14 protein-coding genes are annotated in these 16845 nt (G+C 44.8%); 4 read left to right on the top strand and 10 right to left on the bottom strand.

Translation table 11 applies throughout. The annotated features are described in order from the left end of the window. Positions 1 to 29 precede the first annotated feature (29 nt). Positions 30 to 1241 (bottom strand): HD-GYP domain-containing protein, encoded by a 1212-nt coding sequence (locus OH459_RS16375; protein ID WP_005444470.1) that lies wholly within the window; start codon positions 1239 to 1241, stop codon positions 30 to 32. Positions 1242 to 1701: 460 nt separating this feature from the next. Here OH459_RS16375 and OH459_RS16370 point away from each other — a divergent pair, with 460 nt between their 5' ends. After that, a complete protein-coding gene (locus tag OH459_RS16370; RefSeq protein ID WP_269987685.1) occupies positions 1702 to 3408 on the top strand; it encodes a putative bifunctional diguanylate cyclase/phosphodiesterase in 1707 nt (568 codons plus the stop codon). Positions 3409 to 3493: 85 nt separating this feature from the next. Here OH459_RS16370 and OH459_RS16365 read toward each other — a convergent pair whose 3' ends face one another. The 5 genes from OH459_RS16365 to OH459_RS16345 form a co-directional block, all read right to left on the bottom strand. Further along, positions 3494 to 3967, bottom strand: a complete 474-nt coding sequence (locus OH459_RS16365; protein WP_269987684.1) for a response regulator — start codon at positions 3965 to 3967, stop codon at positions 3494 to 3496. Then, complete coding sequence (locus OH459_RS16360) at positions 3954 to 5291, bottom strand: ATP-binding protein (RefSeq protein ID WP_009698101.1); 1338 nt, start codon at positions 5289 to 5291, stop codon at positions 3954 to 3956. Before OH459_RS16360 ends, OH459_RS16365 begins: the two co-directional genes overlap by 14 nt. Positions 5292 to 5294: 3 nt before the next feature. After that, positions 5295 to 6713, bottom strand: a complete 1419-nt coding sequence (locus OH459_RS16355; RefSeq protein ID WP_005444477.1) for an SLC13 family permease — start codon at positions 6711 to 6713, stop codon at positions 5295 to 5297. Between the two features lie 209 nt (positions 6714 to 6922). Beyond that, positions 6923 to 7402, bottom strand: a complete 480-nt coding sequence (locus OH459_RS16350; RefSeq protein WP_239969266.1) for a GNAT family N-acetyltransferase — start codon at positions 7400 to 7402, stop codon at positions 6923 to 6925. Beyond that, entirely contained in the window at positions 7399 to 7875 is a 477-nt protein-coding gene (locus tag OH459_RS16345) for a GNAT family N-acetyltransferase (RefSeq protein ID WP_009698103.1), read from the bottom strand. The genes OH459_RS16350 and OH459_RS16345 overlap by 4 nt, the downstream gene beginning before the upstream one ends. 128 nt (positions 7876 to 8003) lie before the next feature. On the opposite strand from OH459_RS16345, the gene OH459_RS16340 reads away from it, so the two are divergent. After that, positions 8004 to 8468 (top strand): DUF417 family protein, encoded by a 465-nt coding sequence (locus OH459_RS16340; protein ID WP_005444484.1) that lies wholly within the window; start codon positions 8004 to 8006, stop codon positions 8466 to 8468. Positions 8469 to 8845: 377 nt separating this feature from the next. Beyond that, positions 8846 to 9076, top strand: coding sequence for a PAS factor family protein (locus OH459_RS16335; protein ID WP_009698104.1), 231 nt, complete (start codon positions 8846 to 8848; stop codon positions 9074 to 9076). A 58-nt stretch (positions 9077 to 9134) separates the two neighbouring features. Here the strand turns inward: OH459_RS16335 and OH459_RS16330 are convergent, their stop codons facing one another. From OH459_RS16330 to OH459_RS16315, 4 genes are all read right to left on the bottom strand, one after another. Then, entirely contained in the window at positions 9135 to 9494 is a 360-nt protein-coding gene (locus OH459_RS16330) for a T6SS amidase immunity protein Tai4 family protein (protein ID WP_009701546.1), read from the bottom strand. Between the two features lie 215 nt (positions 9495 to 9709). Then, complete coding sequence (locus OH459_RS16325) at positions 9710 to 11386, bottom strand: alkaline phosphatase D family protein (RefSeq protein WP_269987683.1); 1677 nt, start codon at positions 11384 to 11386, stop codon at positions 9710 to 9712. Between the two features lie 290 nt (positions 11387 to 11676). Next, positions 11677 to 12054: a hypothetical protein gene (locus tag OH459_RS16320; protein ID WP_005444488.1), complete on the bottom strand. Its 378-nt coding sequence runs from the start codon at positions 12052 to 12054 to the stop codon at positions 11677 to 11679. Positions 12055 to 12475: 421 nt separating this feature from the next. Beyond that, positions 12476 to 14830, bottom strand: a complete 2355-nt coding sequence (locus OH459_RS16315) for a helicase-related protein (RefSeq protein ID WP_269987682.1) — start codon at positions 14828 to 14830, stop codon at positions 12476 to 12478. A gap of 228 nt (positions 14831 to 15058) precedes the next feature. Between OH459_RS16315 and OH459_RS16310 the strand changes: the two genes are divergently transcribed. Next, positions 15059 to 16747, top strand: coding sequence for an NAD-dependent malic enzyme (locus OH459_RS16310; protein WP_005444490.1), 1689 nt, complete (start codon positions 15059 to 15061; stop codon positions 16745 to 16747). Positions 16748 to 16845 lie beyond the last annotated feature (98 nt).

Raw genomic sequence — 16845 nt, 5'->3', positions numbered from 1 at the left:
ATATTGTGAATAACCCACCTTAATTGCGCTTAATCGTAGAAAGGTTTTGGATCCACTTCTAACGATGATGGCGCTACTGCTTTCTCAACCGAATGTGAGCTGTTTTTTAAATCTACCATAGCAACATCGATGTAACGCTTATACTTACGTGAGTAGAAACACTTCACGATGGGTTTAAGTGGCTGAGAATCGTTGGATGTCCACACAATGCCAACTCGACCATCACTCAATTGTACTATCGAGCCCACAGGGTACACACCTATGCAGTTGATGAACTTGTACACCAAGTCGGGATCAAGGTGGAATGGCGTCAAACTCAATAAGATTTTAAACGCTTCTGCCGAGCTCATGCCCTTTTTGTAGACGCGATCCGCCGTCAATGCATCATAGATATCAACGATACAGCTCATGCGCCCATGCATCGGGATTTGCTCACCCGATAAGCCCAGTGGGTAACCAGTACCATCAAGTTTCTCATGGTGCATCAAGCACACATCACGACTCACGCTACTCAACCCTTTAACGCCAACAATGATCTCACCTGCGAACACTTGGTGGAGTTTCATGTGTTCAAATTCTTCCGGTGTTAAGCGAGCAGGTTTATGCAAGATCTCATCATCAACTTTGATTTTACCAACATCATGAATGATGCCGCCGATCGCAAGTTGTTTCAGCGTCTCTTTGTCTAGCCCTAAATGCTTACCGAAAGAAACCAACAAACAAGCGACATTCACTGAGTGCTCCAAAAGGTAACTGTCTTTTTGGCGCAGCGCTGATACACATTGGAGTGCATCAGAATCAATGAATACGCTGTCAATCATGTCATCGGCCCACGATTCAATCTCGTTGACCTCAATGATTTTTCCTTCAAAGGTTTGGTTCAGCAGCTTTTGCGCTAAACACTTCGCTTCCGCAATCAGTTTTTTGGCACGCTTGTGCTGCGCCTCGCGGGAACGGAACGCTCGCTGGATTTGAGGAGTGGTCGTGATTTCAGAAGCTGACAACGTAATGTCATGCTCTTCCTCAACAGGCTTAAAGACGCACTGCTGCGCTGAGAGTTTCTGATCGACCCAAACGTACTTTACGCCGCTCGCATGCAGTTTTTTGATGCCCTGCTCCGTAGAGACACGACCAGCATTCGCGAGGTTGACACGTTTGTTCTGTTCAATCGCAGTAACGAACATACCGATACTGACGTCTGCGATCGCTATTTTTATTGAGTCTTCTGGTTTGTACTGCATACGCGCAACTTGTTAACACTTATTATTTAGCAAACGCATTATAAGAGATCTGACCATTCACTGTTATAAGAATTCACTATCATTTAGAATTAATGAGCTTTTGGTCAATATATGAGACAACATCGCCACAATAAACCACTTTTATTTTATGGACTTAGGTCAAGATTTCATCACAGATGCTGACAATTTCGATAATTTGGGTGCTGAATCAATAACTTCTCAATACAAATGGTATTTACTGTTGACTAAGTTTTATAAATACCGATTATTAGTCGCATTACTCTAATAATTATTCTACTTACACATAAACACCGTAAGCTCATTAACATAACAGACTGTCAATCTGGACCGACTTCTTTCGTTTGCAGTGTAAAAGGACAAACTTCAAAAATATGTCATTTGCGTGTAGCTCGACTTATATACTTATCTCCAAGACGGCTTGGGTTATGGGGGAAGTATCTTGACCAACAAGGTTGATCAAACTATTTCAGAACACGATCGTGATTTTTTACAGATCGTTGAACAACGCTTCATTCATATCTTCGATGTGTTTAATGAAGGACTCTTCTACATGGATGAGTTCGGCAGCATGGTTTTTTATAACCAGCGTTTTTATGAGCAGTTCGGCATCAACGCTGGGCGTATCAACCTCGATAGATGGTTAGAGTTGGTGCACCCGTTAGATCGAGAACGCTTATCTAAACGTGTCGATGAACACATCACGACCGACAACACTCGCGTCACGACCACCTACCGCCTTCGCAAACCCAACGGACAATATGTTTGGCTCGAAGGCGTTGCAATGACCAAAGAAACCGAACTGGGTCATTATATGGTTGGCAGCCATCGCGATATTTCTGAACGTAAGTTGATGGAGAGTTACATTCATCAAGTCGCTTTCCATGACAACGCATCCGGTATGGCTAACCGCGCTCACTTACTGCTTAACATCAGTGAATGCGTAAAATCCAACGGTGCTCATGCGTCGATTTTTTACATCCAGATCGAAGAGATCAAGTCGTACCTAAACCAATACGGTAGCGAGCTTGTTGATGGTTTAGTAGAAAAGCTATTGCAAACGCTTAGTCACTTACCTTCACCAAACTGCACGGTTTATCGTGTTCACGATGACGACTTCGCGATTTTGGTACTTGACGACGTGCCGCTCGAACAGTTGCAAGAATACGCACAGACCATCAAGCAAAATTATCACGATGCCGTTGTCGAACAAGGGCAATATCTTGGCAGTAACATCAGTATCGGTTTATACCCTTCCATCGATCCGGAACACTCTGCTGAAGAAATTTTGCGTAAAGCCGCACGCACTTGCCAATACGCCAATGAGAAGAACAAAGATCGTATTGCCGTATACAGCCAGAAAACGCAGTATGCGGTAGATCGCTATTTCTTTATTGAGCAAGGCTTAAAAAACGCACTTGAAGAGCGAACACTGAGTGTAAAATTCCAACCAATCGTCAGTGCATCCGATCTGCAAGTCGTGAGTTTCGAGTCTTTGGTACGTTGGCGCAGTAAAGAGTTCGGTGAGATCTATCCAGACGAGTTCATTCCCGTCGCAGAAAACAAAGGCTTGATCGTTGAGCTTGGCTATCAAGTATTCGAGAAAGCGTGTCAGTTCATAAAGAGCTATCGTGAGCGCTATCAAAACCAAGTAAGGGTGAACGTAAACGTATCAGTATTACAGCTTCTCAATAGCGAATTTCCAAACAAAATTAAAGCAATGGCTGACGAAGTAGGAGTCGAGCCACAAGCAATTGTTTTGGAGCTTACTGAAACCTTTATATTGGACAATAACCAGGCAGCTATTGCTCCTTTGAACACCTTGAGTGAGTTGGGCTTCGCTCTCTCTTTGGATGACTTCGGTGCTGGTTACAGCTCATTAAACTGCTTCTTCGATCTGCCAATGACACAGATTAAGATTGATAAGTCGATGGCTTGGAAGACATTAACCAACCGCTCCTCTCATGAGTACCTGAAGTTCTTGATCACTATGTGTCGCGAACAAAATATAGAAGTGGTTATCGAAGGGATTGAAGACGCAAAAATGCGCGACTTCTTTACCAGTATGGGCGTGGACTACCTACAAGGCTATTGGTTCTCGAAACCGCTTTCAGTGGCGAGCGCAAGCCGATATACCTTAAGTCAATAAAGGCGCTCACTAAGAAGCGGTCCTCATCATTGAACTTCCCTGAGCTGGAGACACTCCAGCTCAGGCTTTTCATTTTGTTTGCGATTTATCTCAAGCGATTAAACACAACATTTTGATCTAAATGCTCATGATATTCGGTGTAGTCTAATCCCATATCAAAGATGTATTTAGTCACCAGATTTCTGACACATTCAACCAATTGTTCCGCTTGCCATGGCTTTTCAAAGTAACGGTCAATACCTGCCGAGTTAATCGCATTAATCGTATCCGTATGGGTTGCTTGTCCTGTCAGCAGTACTTTTCGCGTATGGACAAAACGACTGTCTTTGGAAATTTCCGTTAACAGCTCTACACCTGTTTTCCCTGGCATGACGTGATCTGAAATAATGAGAGCAATCATCTCACCTTCCGCATCCAATTCGTCCATCAGCTCAAGAACTTCATCGGCAGACTCGCAATCTTCAATGTTGAGCCATTGGCTTAACGACTGTAAGTCTTGCAGAACCGCGCTTAACACCTCTCGCTGGTCATCAACGCAAATTAAATTAAGCTTGTCCATGTTCATCCTCTACCGGTAATTTAATTCTAAATATGGTTTTCTCACTGTCGCTTTTCACCGCAATTGAGCCGTTATAGCCAGCCACAATACGTTTCACTATCGACAGCCCCAACCCTAAGCCAAACGACAACCCACCTTTTTTCGTGGTGAAGTTTGGTCGAAAAATCTTTCTGCGTGTCGCTTCATCAATCTCTGGACCATTATTTGCGATGGTCACAAGTATCTTGCTTTTACTCACACGAGTTTGAATCTCAATCGCAGGTGATTCTGTCTCTCTCATCGCATCACATGCGTTCTTTAGGATGTTGACCCAGATCTGCACCAATTCCGTTTGTGAACCAACAAACAAAGGCAAGTCAGCAGGACTAAAGCGCACGCTTACGCGTCGTAAATCGCTTTGTAACAAAGCAAGCGCTTGGTTTATCGAGTCATTGACTCTAAGACCTTCTTCTTTATCGATGTCAGTGCGACCAAGCTGTTTCACCGATTTCACGATGCCAACAGTGTGCTTGGAGGCAATGCGTAAGTCGTGTAAATCACGCCCCATTTGCCAGTAACGAATGGCTTCTTCTGGTCGCTTTAACCAATGTTCATTTAGGTAATCGGTCGGCACTGCACGGGCGAGTTCACGAGCCAATTCTTTGGGTAAACCGTAATATTTTTCGAAATGGCGTCCCCGCTTTCTTGCCTCACTGGAAGACACTTTTTGCCCTTGCATCAAACCAAAATCAAAGAACTGACTTGCTTCCGGATGAACTTCTTCAAGTAATTCCATGATCACGGATTCCAAACGCTCCGACTTACTACTCACCACCCCAATGGCATTATTAAGCTCATGCGCAATGCCTGCAGCAAGTTGACCTAACGTCGTCATTTGCTCTGCGGTGTGCAGCTTTTGCAGTGCTTTCTCTTTGGCTAAGGCTTCTTGCATCGCTCGACGTTGACGGCGCGACAGCTCATTGACCATGACAGGCATAAACTGCGCCGTTAATGGTCCGTATTTGCCCGCTTCCACAGCCGGAGTATTGCGCTCTATCCACGCTAGCTCAACATCCGTTTGCGCTATCACCGTTGACGACGCGGTCCACGTTCCTGAAAAGAAACTGTGCACACCGATAAATGCCCCTTTCGATGCAGAAAACACTTCGGTTTGCTTTTTGCCGTCTTCGGAAAAGTAGCCAGCAAGCTCGCCTGATAACACGTAATAGAGTCGCTCGTTGTAACCGTCTTGTTCAATCAAAACCGAACCTGCCGCTACGGTAATGCGACGCTCGATATGATTGAAGTAACGCTCGACCAGCGTATCTAGTTTACTTTCGTACATGGCTTAACCAATGTGTCCAACCGTGTGAAGAATCCACACCATCAAGAAGCTCAACAACACTCCAACCACACCGAGCACAACGCCGACACGAGCCATTTGATTGCTTTGTACATGCCCAGTTGCATGAGCCAATGCGTTTGGTGGTGTACTGATTGGGAGAGACATACCTAATGACGCTGCGAAAGTCACTACTAGAATCAATGTCACTTCACCGCCCAACGGAGTCAAGGACGCCATAGATGTACCAAGCGCAGCCATAATAGGCATCAGCAAGTTAGCCGTCGCTGTGTGGGACATAAAGTTCGCCATCACCAAACATAAGAACGCCGCACCAAACAACACAACATAAGGTGAGAATTCATCAAACGGAATACTATGCACTACCAGCTTAGCTAGACCCGTTTTATCCAGAGCAAGCCCAAGCGCAATACCACCAGACACGAGCCAAAGCACATCCCAAGAGATTTTTTTCAAGTCTTCTTTGTTGATGATGCCAGTTAGCGAGAATACCGCGACAGGAATTAAAGCGACGGTGTACGAGTTCATGCCATGAGCAGAACCCATCAACCAAAGTAAAATGGTGCCTGCAAAGGTGATATAAACGATCATCGCTTTCGGTGTTTTTAGGAATTTGCTCTTAATATTGAGGTCAATCGTGGTTTGTTCCGCTTTATACATAAAGCCGATTAAGAACCAAGCAAGAGCCATCATCACAACCACAAAAGGAACACCGAAGACCATCCACTCACCGAAGGTAATTAAGTTATCACCAACGAGATACTTCAAGGCAATCGCATTTGGAGGCGTACCAATTGGCGTACCGATGCCACCAATGTTTGCAGCAACAGGAATACACAAAGCAAACGCGATACGCCCAGGGTCTTTGGGGCCAAACACCGCAATCACTGGCGTTAGAATCGACAACATCATTGCGGTTGTCGCGGTGTTCGACATAAACATCGAAAAAATCGCCGTGATCAGCATTAAACCTAACATCACATATTTAGGGTTTTGCCCAAAAGGCTTGAGTAGCACACGCGCCAAGTTCACATCCAAGCGATATTTAGTTGCGGCCATCGCAAGAAAGAAACCGCCCAAAAACAGCATAATGATTGGGCTAGCAAAGGTCGCCATGATGTCGTTGTATTGCAATAGCTCGCCAAAATGAGGCTGCCCTTCATCAAACCTAAAGAAAATGATGCTCTTGTTGGATACGAGCAACAGCTCAAGCACGATGATCACCACCGACGTGGCATAAATTGGAATCGGTTCAAATACCCAGCAAAGCGCTGCAAGCAAGAAGATTGCAATCACTCGTTGCTGAATAATGGTGATTCCTTCGAATGGAAAGGCTGACAATGGCATCAGCAAAACGAGCAAAGGGATCACCGTTGGGATGATGTATTTGAGATAAGGGCGCATAGTACTACTTCTCTTCCTGAGATGGTTTACCGTGAGATAACAAGCGTAAGAAGCTGTTTTTATTGGCTTCCTTTCGCCACTCCGAGAAGAAATTATGCGCGCCCTTTAGAGGAGGGTTTCTGGTGTTAGATCAATGAACTCTTATTCACGACGGAAAACATGCGGTATCTGTGTTCAAGCTCACTAATTGAGCGAAATATATTTATCGATCACACAGCGCTTCCATCATACGCTCGCTCCATAACATAGTTCGTCAGTATCGCTCCACGCACCTCAACTTGTTGTTCCTTAAGCACAGAGAATCCCATGTACTCAAAGAAAGGACGAGCGGTAATACTCACCTCCGAATAGAGCCGTGTCAGCCCTTTTTCTTTAGCTTGCTTGAATACATGCGCCATTAGTGTACGTCCAACGCCCTGCCCTTGATATGCGTGATGACAGAAAAAGTGGTCGACAAGCCCGCTTGATTGAACATCACTATAGCCCACAATGACCCCATCTAACTCTGCGACAAAGGGTTGAATGTCCATCATTTTCTGCAGCCAGATTTCTGAATCAAACTCGTCTGGCGCCCACGCTTTCAGTTGCTGTTCGTTGTAGTCTCGACGGTTAACATTACGTACCGTGTTATAGAAAAGTGCCCAGAGTATTGGTGCATCTTGCTCACGAAAATCACGAATAACAATCATAGTTTTTCTATTAAATCGAACTGCATTAATTGGCCTCGCACACCTGGCTCACCTACTGGGTACCAACCATGCTTGAGGTAGAAACGTTCTCCCGCATCATTACCCGGAATATAACGCAATCTTGCATATACGCAGCCCTCTTCAACAAAGCGTTTGAATAGGAAATCTTGCAATTGCTTACCCAGCCCTTGATGACGAAACTCCGGCAACAAGTAAAACAGGTTGATGTATCCGAATCTATGACCCTCTTCATCGGCTACCGGATACCGACACTCTAATTGCCCGATAATTTGGTCATCTTTGATCACATGAAAAAAACCCGCTTCGGGATCTTCCACTATCGACTTGAACCACAAGGTGATTTCTTGAGTATCGAACCCATTTTGATGACCAAAACTCACCTCATACGCGTCTTGTCGAAATGCAATGCACAAATCCAAATGACGAGATAAATCGACGGGAACAAATTCCATTTAAGCCTTTCCTTTTCTTGCTTAGCTTGCCTATATAGACATTAGTTATTTTATATAACCATAAATTCAAGAATTTTATAATTCAACCGTCGGTCATTTGAAATCATGCTTTTATAGGAGAAGTTATTATGCATGCATCATCTGTTACCCAAAAACCGACTCAATTTGGCTACTACCTAGGCGTATTTGGCGTTGCCTTGGTTCTTATCTGGCTAGGTATTTATAAGTTCACCCCTACAGAAGCCAAGCTAATTGAACCTTTGGTGCTTAATCACCCAGCAATGTCTTGGCTGTACAGCATCATCTCAGTTCAAGCAGTTTCTAATATCATTGGTCTGACAGAAATCATTGTCGCACTTGGATTGATCATCGGTTTGAAAAAACCAACCGTTGCCTACTGGTCTGGTATTGCGGCTAGTGTCATCTTTCTTGCTACACTGAGCTTCTTAGTTACGACACCAAACACATGGAAAGTTTCCGACGGTGTTCTAATCGCGAACTTTTTCCTAGTGAAAGATATTTTGTTCCTAGCAATTTCAATCAGTGTGATTGAGAAGAATAAACCGAGCTCGTTTACAAAGGCAGCCGCTTAAGTAACAGGCACTTTTAAAGTGAATGAAGAGGAGCGCCATTTGATAGTGGCGCTTTTAATCAGGCGTAATACAACGCAGTGTTTTTCCATGTCAGCTCCCTTTTTAATCCTTTAAAATCGAACTTGTTAAAGTGAAAATAAAAGTACGCTTTGAAGTCCTTGAAGTTCCCAACTTAAATATCATCTATAAGAATCATACCTCCCCTATCACGCTGATTTAAATAAACATTTAATCTCGGCTCATACATAACTACTGATAAATAGTTACTTCGCTTCGAAAATTTTCATTGGGCAGCTTTTCTGTGATTGGTGCGTCTGAAATTCAGCTTGTAATCGAATACACTCCATATGCACCCCGTGCAATAAAAAAGGAATTATATGAAAACGCTTATTTATGACACGCTTGTCAACCTTGCTAACCAAGAACCTGAACACCACGCAAAGATCCGCCAAAACTTGTATGAGCAACTCGATCTGCCATTTGATAAGCAACTTGCATTGTATGCATGCGCTCTTGGTCCAGCGAGTTCAGGGAAACTGGAAAGCCGTGAAGGAATAGACAATGCAGTAGACAGCGCGATTAGACTGTTAACGACTCCTGAGCGTTAATTTGCTTTTTGTTCTGTGACGGCCCTACTCCCCTAAGGGCCGTTTTTCTTTCCGAGATTTAATCAGAAGTCGTGAGTCGCTGGACTTGTTCTGAGTGTGAGAAGTCGATGCAATAAGCGAGCTCTACCGTCCCTCCTCTTTTCGCTTGATACTGTTCTACCGCTTTACGGTCAATGAGTTCATGAATACCTGCAAACACTTCTATCGATAGATCTGAAAACTCTACGTACCCCTGCATTGCCACTTTCGCGTCTTTTGCCACTTCTGTTTTTGGATAAAACGTGGCGATGCACGAAGCAAGAGCAAAGTTCGTCAACAACTGCTCGTTACTGTGATTTTCAAGCGGACTTGCTCCTACCAATAAACTGTAAAACCAACCGACACACCCTAACCAGACGCTATTTTTCAATGTCTTCATCCTTGAGTCTCATCCAAAAAGTTTAAACTTTAAGCTAGATGCAACCTAACGCACCTTTACGTCTCATTGCACCCAGCATTTGGAATTTGCGACACATTCGAGGAAAGTGATTGTTCATTGGGAGTGAGGACGTCATATGTAATCAAGCCAGCAACGACCTTGCTGGCTTAAGGTTAACGTTTAAGGAATTCGTTCAAGGAGAATGAGTTGAAACCCTATTCAAGAGCGAGCGTGATTCCATCTGTTGTTGATGCCACCTTTGTAGTCACTTGGTAGTTTTTATCTTTAACACTAGAGAGCATGTACCAAGTAGATTGCGCTTTTTCCGGTGTAAAGGTTACACGCATAAAGCCACGCTGTTTAATGTCTGTCCATTGCAACTCAGAAACCAAATGCGGCAATGTGTACTCCATTTGTGCGATGGCAACGGGCTCTAACGCTAAGTATTCTTCTAAACCCGGAGAGCTAACCGAACTTGTCGCAAACTCGACACCAACAGGGTTATTAGATACATCCTTTAACTCACTGGTCCATGCATTGTGCGTATCACCAGCTAAGCAAACAAAATGACCTTCACTCGCTTTTGCAATCTCATACACTCGCTCTCGCTCAACATAGTACCCATCCCAAGCATCGAGGTTATATGGCAGCTTAATCGTATCTGAGCTTGGATCAGCGAGGTAATTTGAAATCGCACTGTTCACCGCGAGAAGAGCATCCATTTTCTGCTCATCTGTGGCATTGAATAACTGAAACATTGCTAACATAACCGAGCTCGGAAGCTCCATACGCGACATAAGAACTTGCTGCCCAAGAACATTCCATTTGGCGTCTTGGCTATTAAACGCATTCATTAACCAAGCCAGTTGTTCAGTACCAAGTAGCTCCCTATCAGCACTGCGTGATTGCGCTACGAGTCCACCAATCGAATCCATTGTCGGTGCATTAAGCGAAAAGTAGTCCAACGGCTGATCTCGCCCAACTAAGCGAGTATCGAGCATCATTAGGTTGATCAAATCACCAAACGAGAACTGACGATAAATCAACATATTCGAAAAGGTATTCTCGCGAACAGGCAACCACTCAGTCCATGCTGCGGCAGCGGCGGCGCGTCTGTCGACAAAACTGCCTTCATTATCTTGATGGTTTTCTGCACCATTTTTCCATGCGTCATTTGCAAGCTCATGGTCATCCCAAACCGCAATCATTGGCAATGCAGCATGCAAAGCTTGGAGATCTTGATCTTGACGGTATTGAGCATAGCGCTTTCGATAGTCATCTAAAGTAATGCATTCGGTACCTTTACTTGGCTCACGCCCCAACCTAGCTGCATCTTCACTGGCATAACCACCAGCGCCATATTCGTAGATGTAATCACCAAGGTGCAAAACTACATCGAACGACTCTGTTTGATGCTGTTTGAGAATCTCTTTATAAACGTTGAAATAACCCGCGGGATAATTTGCGCAAGACACGACAGCCATGGATGCTTTATCTACGCTGCCTTCAGGTAGAGTTTGTGTCATCCCAACGATGCTAGTGGTCTCGCCTACCATGAAGCGGTAGTAATACTGAGTACTCGGGTTGAGGTTTTGCACATCCACCTTAACCGTAAAGTCTCGACTGGTGTCCGTGGCGAAAGTACCGCTTTGCTCAATGGTTGAAAAATCTTCTGATCTTGAGACCTGCCATGTTACCTCCACGTAACTGGCGGCGGTGGTCACTCGAGTCCAGATAATCACTTGAGTTTGGGTCGGGTCGCCGCTGGCCACACCGTATTCGAATGATCCGGTGGGAGTCGCATCGCTATCATCGCTACCACAGGCGGTAAGTGTTGTTGCAACGGCTCCTGAAGAGACGGCTTTTATGAAATCTCGACGAGACAATGACATAGTAACTTCCTTTGTTATTGTGTTTTATTAACGCGCTCGTTCCTGCACGATTTAACCAGTCAATAGACGCATTATGCTTCTTTGGCTAATTACTCTAAAAAACATTAAGTTAGAAGGTAGTTATGACAATTGCATTTCTTGATGTTACATTTTTGTTAATTTAAGTGTAAATACTCTATATTCATCACACTTCCAACAAATCATGAAGGTATTTATAAATCTGATAGGTAAAACAAAAAAAGCGACCTTTTGACAGGTCGCTTTTGTGTTTGGGGATCGTTCCTTGGGTGTTAGAGCCTCAAATTCAGCACATCTTGCTCGGCAGTTTCTACTTTTAGTTTGCTTCGAGATTCAATGTACTCAATCTGCTTTGAGTCTAACGAATAAGGCATAACTACACGTAATTCATGGATCCCTTCATGTTTTGCTAGCTTCACCAACATCACTAGATTGGATTCATCACTCTGACGTGAAGACATCGATTTTAAGGCAGCATCCCAAAGGCGATCCTCTGGTAAGCTCAACTCCGCGATGTTCTGTTTCCACATCAAGCCAAAAATGGGAGCGATGGTGGCGAATGCCTCCAAGAAGGTCCACTTCTTACTTCCCGTTGCCCCTAGGAAGCTTGTGTAGTCGAATTCAATGCATGTCTTTCCTTGTTGCTCCATCCTATGCCTCGACACTCTGAAATGAGATATACAAAATATCGTTCAATTACTTTGATATAGCAATAGGATATAAAACAATGGTCTTTTATGCCCTAATTTAACCTCAAAAGGAAATATTAAAACCAGCTTTGTAACAAATGGAGTACAGCTTCGCCATATATAAGCATTCAATTGATTAATATTTTAAACGACGAACTAAAACTACGGTGTGCCAAGGCATACCAGTGGATGACGACTATTACGTTCAAAAGACGAATATCGAGTCCTACTTGCGTTTGTGATTAGTCATAATCTATCGAGGTTTCTCCGTAGTCGTGATACCCCTGCACATACAGACCTAAGATGTCATTACAGACCTAAGATGTCATTAAAGTACGAGGTGTCGCTTAGTTCGATTCCACCTTTACCGTTCCGGTTTAGGTTATTTTACATCGAGCACTCGGCTGGCTTTCTTATATTGCACTTTCCAGCCTGACCATCGTGGTAGCTCCCAGCGTTTTGGGTCACCTTTCCGGTTACCTTCTGTGTAGATGACATGAACCAATTTACGTGACACAAAGTACTCTACGTCGAGTTTTAGTTCAGCTAACACCAGCTTAAGTGGAAACTGTTCTGCAAAATCTTGATATTCCCAATCTGGAATACCTTCGAAAGGGATATCATCCGCGTCAAACAGTTCGATGTCCTCTACACTTTCGACACCAAGCGTTTCCAGCTGTTCGACCAGCCAAGTAGAAAAAGACAAATCATCAAGCATGCTTTTATCAACAGGAGTTTGGTTTAACCCGAGAGCGTTATAGATCTTCCAATGCTGAATTTGTTGCTTTCTTAGTGGCGCAAATCCCGGCAATAGCGCTTGTTCATCAATCATCTCAACAATAGACTGAACCGCCACTTCTCCTTGAAGTGCTTGGTATTCAGTACAAATGGTTCGCCCTGCATAGATCAAATGCATGGTCGCGCGCGGGACTTCTTCTTCATAATTGGTTTCGCCTTGCTGCCATTCGCCAAGTTCTAATTCACGTAGCAGCGCCAAGGAAACAGGTAACATCACAGATGCAAGGTTAAGCGTCTGCTTTACGCCTCTTCCGGGGACACTATGGCTATCGAGTACCAATGCTGCCTCACTTTTATCAGGGAAGCGGCTATTGCGACCGACCACCATTTCCATCAAGCCATTGCCCAAAGCGTCACGGCGTCGTTCTCGACGAACGAAGACCAGCTCAGGATGCAACTTGGCGATTGCTTTGGTCAGTTCATCACGTTTGTATCTCGATGCTACGTCAAGTTCTGGCAATTCAAACACTTCTCGCATCTGTTTCGCCAAGCCTTGTGCTTCTTCAAGTACGCTCACATCAACATTAACGCCGGGAAGTTGCTCTCCTCTCACCAAGCGAATCATCAGCGATGCATCACAACCAAATGGTTCTTCTTGCGCTAGGGCTTCGGCAGACTCACCGCCTTGCAATTGATGCAACTGAGCTGGAACAGAGAGTGCGGCAGCTAAGTCGATCATCGCTTCTTTTTCTGATTTGGTTTGCATACGAGTGACTAAATCAGCAAACAATGCGTCAATAGGTAAGGGGTAAACTTTTTTACCATGCTCGGTGACATCACCTTGTTGGTCTATCGCTTCCATACCTCGCAAGGTTTGGCTCGCGGAGAGCAGCGATTTTTCAGGTAACGCATCAAGAAATTGAAGTTCGGAAAGTCTATAGCCGCAACAAGCAGCCGCAAGCATAGGCTCCACAAGTTCTTCACGATGTAATTCGGGTGGGGTAACCAATTCTAATGGCGCATGTTCACCAAACAGACGAATACACGCCCCTTCTGCAACACGACCAGCACGCCCCATTCGCTGAGCGGCACTGGCTTTGGAGATATGAGTTAATGTCAGAGCTGTGCGTCCGTTTCGTTGCACCGTTCTGCGTTCCAAACCACTGTCGATCACCACGCGGATATTGGGAATGGTCAGCGAGGTTTCCGCCACGTTGGTCGCTAAAACCACTTTGCGTTGATTTTGTACCGTTAACGCATGGTGTCGCTCTTCATCACTCACCGAAGCATGCAGCTTCACAATCATTACGTCATTGATGTTTTGCAGCATTTGTGCGCATTGAGTAATTTCTTTGCGACCCGGTAAGAAAACGAGAATATCGCCCTCTTCGTCTTCCAGCGCCTCCTTCACTGTTCGAACGACATCATTCTCGCAACCTTTTTTGTTCGGCAAGTAACGGCTATCCAGTGAACGATGGGTAACGGTAACAGGAAAACAACGACCTTCCGATCGCAGCCGTTTGGCATCCAAATAGTTCGCCAGTTTTTCACCTTCTAAGGTTGCTGACGTCACGATCAAGCGGTGTTGCTTTTCTTGCTTTAAAATCGCCGTAAGGAGATCAATGTCCCAGCGACGCTCATGAAATTCGTCCACCATCACGATATCGAAGCTAGCAAGCTTGTCTTCTGCGAACCAACGTAGTGCAACACCAGGCGTCACAAACACGACTTTGGTGTTTTCATCATAGTGAGCGTGAAGCTTAATCGCGTAACCAATCTGCTTCCCTAACGGTTGACCAGATTGATCAGCAAGAAACTCTGCCAATGACGTACATGCGATTCGACGCGGCTCAATGACCAATACTCGACCATGATTAGCAGACCAAAGCGGTAAACGCGTAGATTTACCAGAGCCCGTTTCGGCTTCTACCACCAAATGGTGGTGATTCACGAGTTGGTCAAATTCAGCTTGTAAGCTATCGATAGGCAATTGAGGCATAACAAATAAGAACGTGATAATGGATTGCGGGGCATTATACCTGAGTGAGAAATTCCTGCTTTAGGAATCGATTTCATGGTTATGTTTTCTTTCCAGTGACGATATTTTCGTCGGGAACTGAATTTTTTTGCGACATTACGTTGATGTACATCAACGAATGTTTACAACTAAATAGTGAACCCGTTAGAATTTTGCACGCATCCTTCAACCCTACATTTAAGGCACCCAATGAACAACGACAAGCGCCCACTCTATATCCCATATGCGGGTCCGGCTCTTTTAGCGACTCCTCTATTGAACAAGGGCAGTGCGTTCTCTGCAGAAGAACGTAGTTCATTTAACTTGGAAGGTCTTCTACCAGAGACAACTGAAACGATCCAAGAACAGGTAGAGCGTGCGTACCAACAGTACAAAAGCTTTGAAAGCGACATGGATAAGCACATTTACCTGCGCAACATCCAAGATACAAACGAAACGCTATACTACCGACTAGTTCAAAACCACATTTCAGAGATGATGCCTATCATCTACACACCAACTGTTGGTGCAGCGTGTGAGAACTTCTCAAATATCTACCGTCGTGGTCGTGGTCTATTTATCTCATACCCGAACCGCGATCGTATCGATGATCTGCTAAACAACGCAGCCAACCACAACGTTAAAGTTATCGTAGTGACTGATGGCGAACGAATCTTGGGCTTGGGTGACCAAGGTATCGGCGGCATGGGCATTCCAATCGGTAAACTTTCTTTATACACGGCGTGTGGTGGTATCAGCCCTGCGTACACGCTACCAATCGTACTGGATGTAGGTACTAACAACCCGCAACGTCTAGCAGACCCAATGTACATGGGCTGGCGTCATCCTCGTATCACGGGTCCAGATTACGATGCGTTTGTTGAAGAGTTTATCCAAGCAGTACAACGTCGTTGGCCAGATGCGCTAATCCAGTTCGAAGACTTTGCACAGAAAAACGCAATGCCGCTTCTAGAGCGCTACAAAGATCGCATCTGTTGTTTCAACGATGACATTCAAGGTACAGCGGCGGTAACGGTAGGCTCTCTACTAGCAGCATGTAAAGCGGCAGGCACTAAGCTTTCAGATCAACGTATTACTTTCTTGGGTGCAGGTTCAGCAGGTTGTGGTATCGCCGAAGCGATCATCGCACAAATGGTGTCGGAAGGGATTTCTGATAAGAAAGCGCGTTCACAAGTTTACATGGTTGACCGTTGGGGTCTATTGCAAGAGGGTATGCCTAACCTTCTTGATTTCCAGCAACGCTTGGTTCAGAAGTTCGACAACACAAAAGAGTGGGAAAATGAAGGAAATGGCTTCTCACTTCTTGATGTGATGCACAACGCGAAACCAACAGTGCTGATCGGTGTATCGGGTGCTCCGGGTCTGTTCAGTGAAGAAGTAATCAAAGAGATGCACAAACACTGTAAGCGTCCGATCGTGTTCCCATTGTCGAACCCAACTAGCCGTGTAGAAGCAACGCCAAACGACATCATTCGTTGGACAAACGGCGAAGCATTGGTTGCAACAGGTAGCCCATTCGAGCCAGTGGTTCATGAAGGTCGTTCTTACCCTATCGCACAATGTAACAACAGCTACATTTTCCCAGGTATTGGCCTTGGTGTTCTGGCGGTGAATGCGAAGCGTGTAACCGATGAAATGCTGATGGAATCAAGCCGAGCGTTGGCAACATGTTCGCCATTAGCTATCAACGGCAACGGTGCCCTACTTCCACCACTAGAAGAAATTCATTTGGTATCGAAGAAGATTGCATTCGCTGTTGCGAAGAAAGCAATTGAGCAAGGCGTTGCGCTAGAAATCACCGATGAAGCGTTAAACGACGCCATTGACCAAGCGTTCTGGCAGCCTGTTTATCGCCGTTACAAACGCACAGCATTCTAAATTTTGCTACGCTTTGTATAATAATTAGCCCTCGCATTGCGGGGGCTTTTGTTTTTTATGCTTTTTTTTCTCATCCTAACCGTATTTTGGCATAAATG

It is taken from the genome of Vibrio sp. MM46 (assembly GCF_027587135.1).
Taxonomy (GTDB): Bacteria; Pseudomonadota; Gammaproteobacteria; order Enterobacterales; family Vibrionaceae; genus Vibrio; species Vibrio harveyi.
Note: the sequence above shows the minus strand (reverse complement) of the source record. Positions and strands in the feature narration are given on the sequence as shown.

Bases quoted from the DNA above. Each gene is read 5' to 3' on its own strand.
- OH459_RS16345 (WP_009698103.1), bottom strand. From the start codon at position 7,875: ATGGAATTTGTTCCCGTCGATTTATCTCGTCATTTGGATTTGTGCATT.
- OH459_RS16335 (WP_009698104.1), top strand. From the start codon at position 8,846: ATGAAAACGCTTATTTATGACACGCTTGTCAACCTTGCTAACCAAGAA.
- OH459_RS16325 (WP_269987683.1), bottom strand. From the start codon at position 11,386: ATGTCATTGTCTCGTCGAGATTTCATAAAAGCCGTCTCTTCAGGAGCC.
- OH459_RS16320 (WP_005444488.1), bottom strand. From the start codon at position 12,054: ATGGAGCAACAAGGAAAGACATGCATTGAATTCGACTACACAAGCTTC.
- OH459_RS16350 (WP_239969266.1), bottom strand. From the start codon at position 7,402: ATGATTGTTATTCGTGATTTTCGTGAGCAAGATGCACCAATACTCTGG.
- OH459_RS16330 (WP_009701546.1), bottom strand. From the start codon at position 9,494: ATGAAGACATTGAAAAATAGCGTCTGGTTAGGGTGTGTCGGTTGGTTT.
- OH459_RS16340 (WP_005444484.1), top strand. From the start codon at position 8,004: ATGCATGCATCATCTGTTACCCAAAAACCGACTCAATTTGGCTACTAC.
- OH459_RS16365 (WP_269987684.1), bottom strand. From the start codon at position 3,967: ATGGACAAGCTTAATTTAATTTGCGTTGATGACCAGCGAGAGGTGTTA.
- OH459_RS16315 (WP_269987682.1), bottom strand. From the start codon at position 14,830: ATGCCTCAATTGCCTATCGATAGCTTACAAGCTGAATTTGACCAACTC.
- OH459_RS16310 (WP_005444490.1), top strand. From the start codon at position 15,059: ATGAACAACGACAAGCGCCCACTCTATATCCCATATGCGGGTCCGGCT.
- OH459_RS16375 (WP_005444470.1), bottom strand. From the start codon at position 1,241: ATGCAGTACAAACCAGAAGACTCAATAAAAATAGCGATCGCAGACGTC.
- OH459_RS16355 (WP_005444477.1), bottom strand. From the start codon at position 6,713: ATGCGCCCTTATCTCAAATACATCATCCCAACGGTGATCCCTTTGCTC.
- OH459_RS16360 (WP_009698101.1), bottom strand. From the start codon at position 5,291: ATGTACGAAAGTAAACTAGATACGCTGGTCGAGCGTTACTTCAATCAT.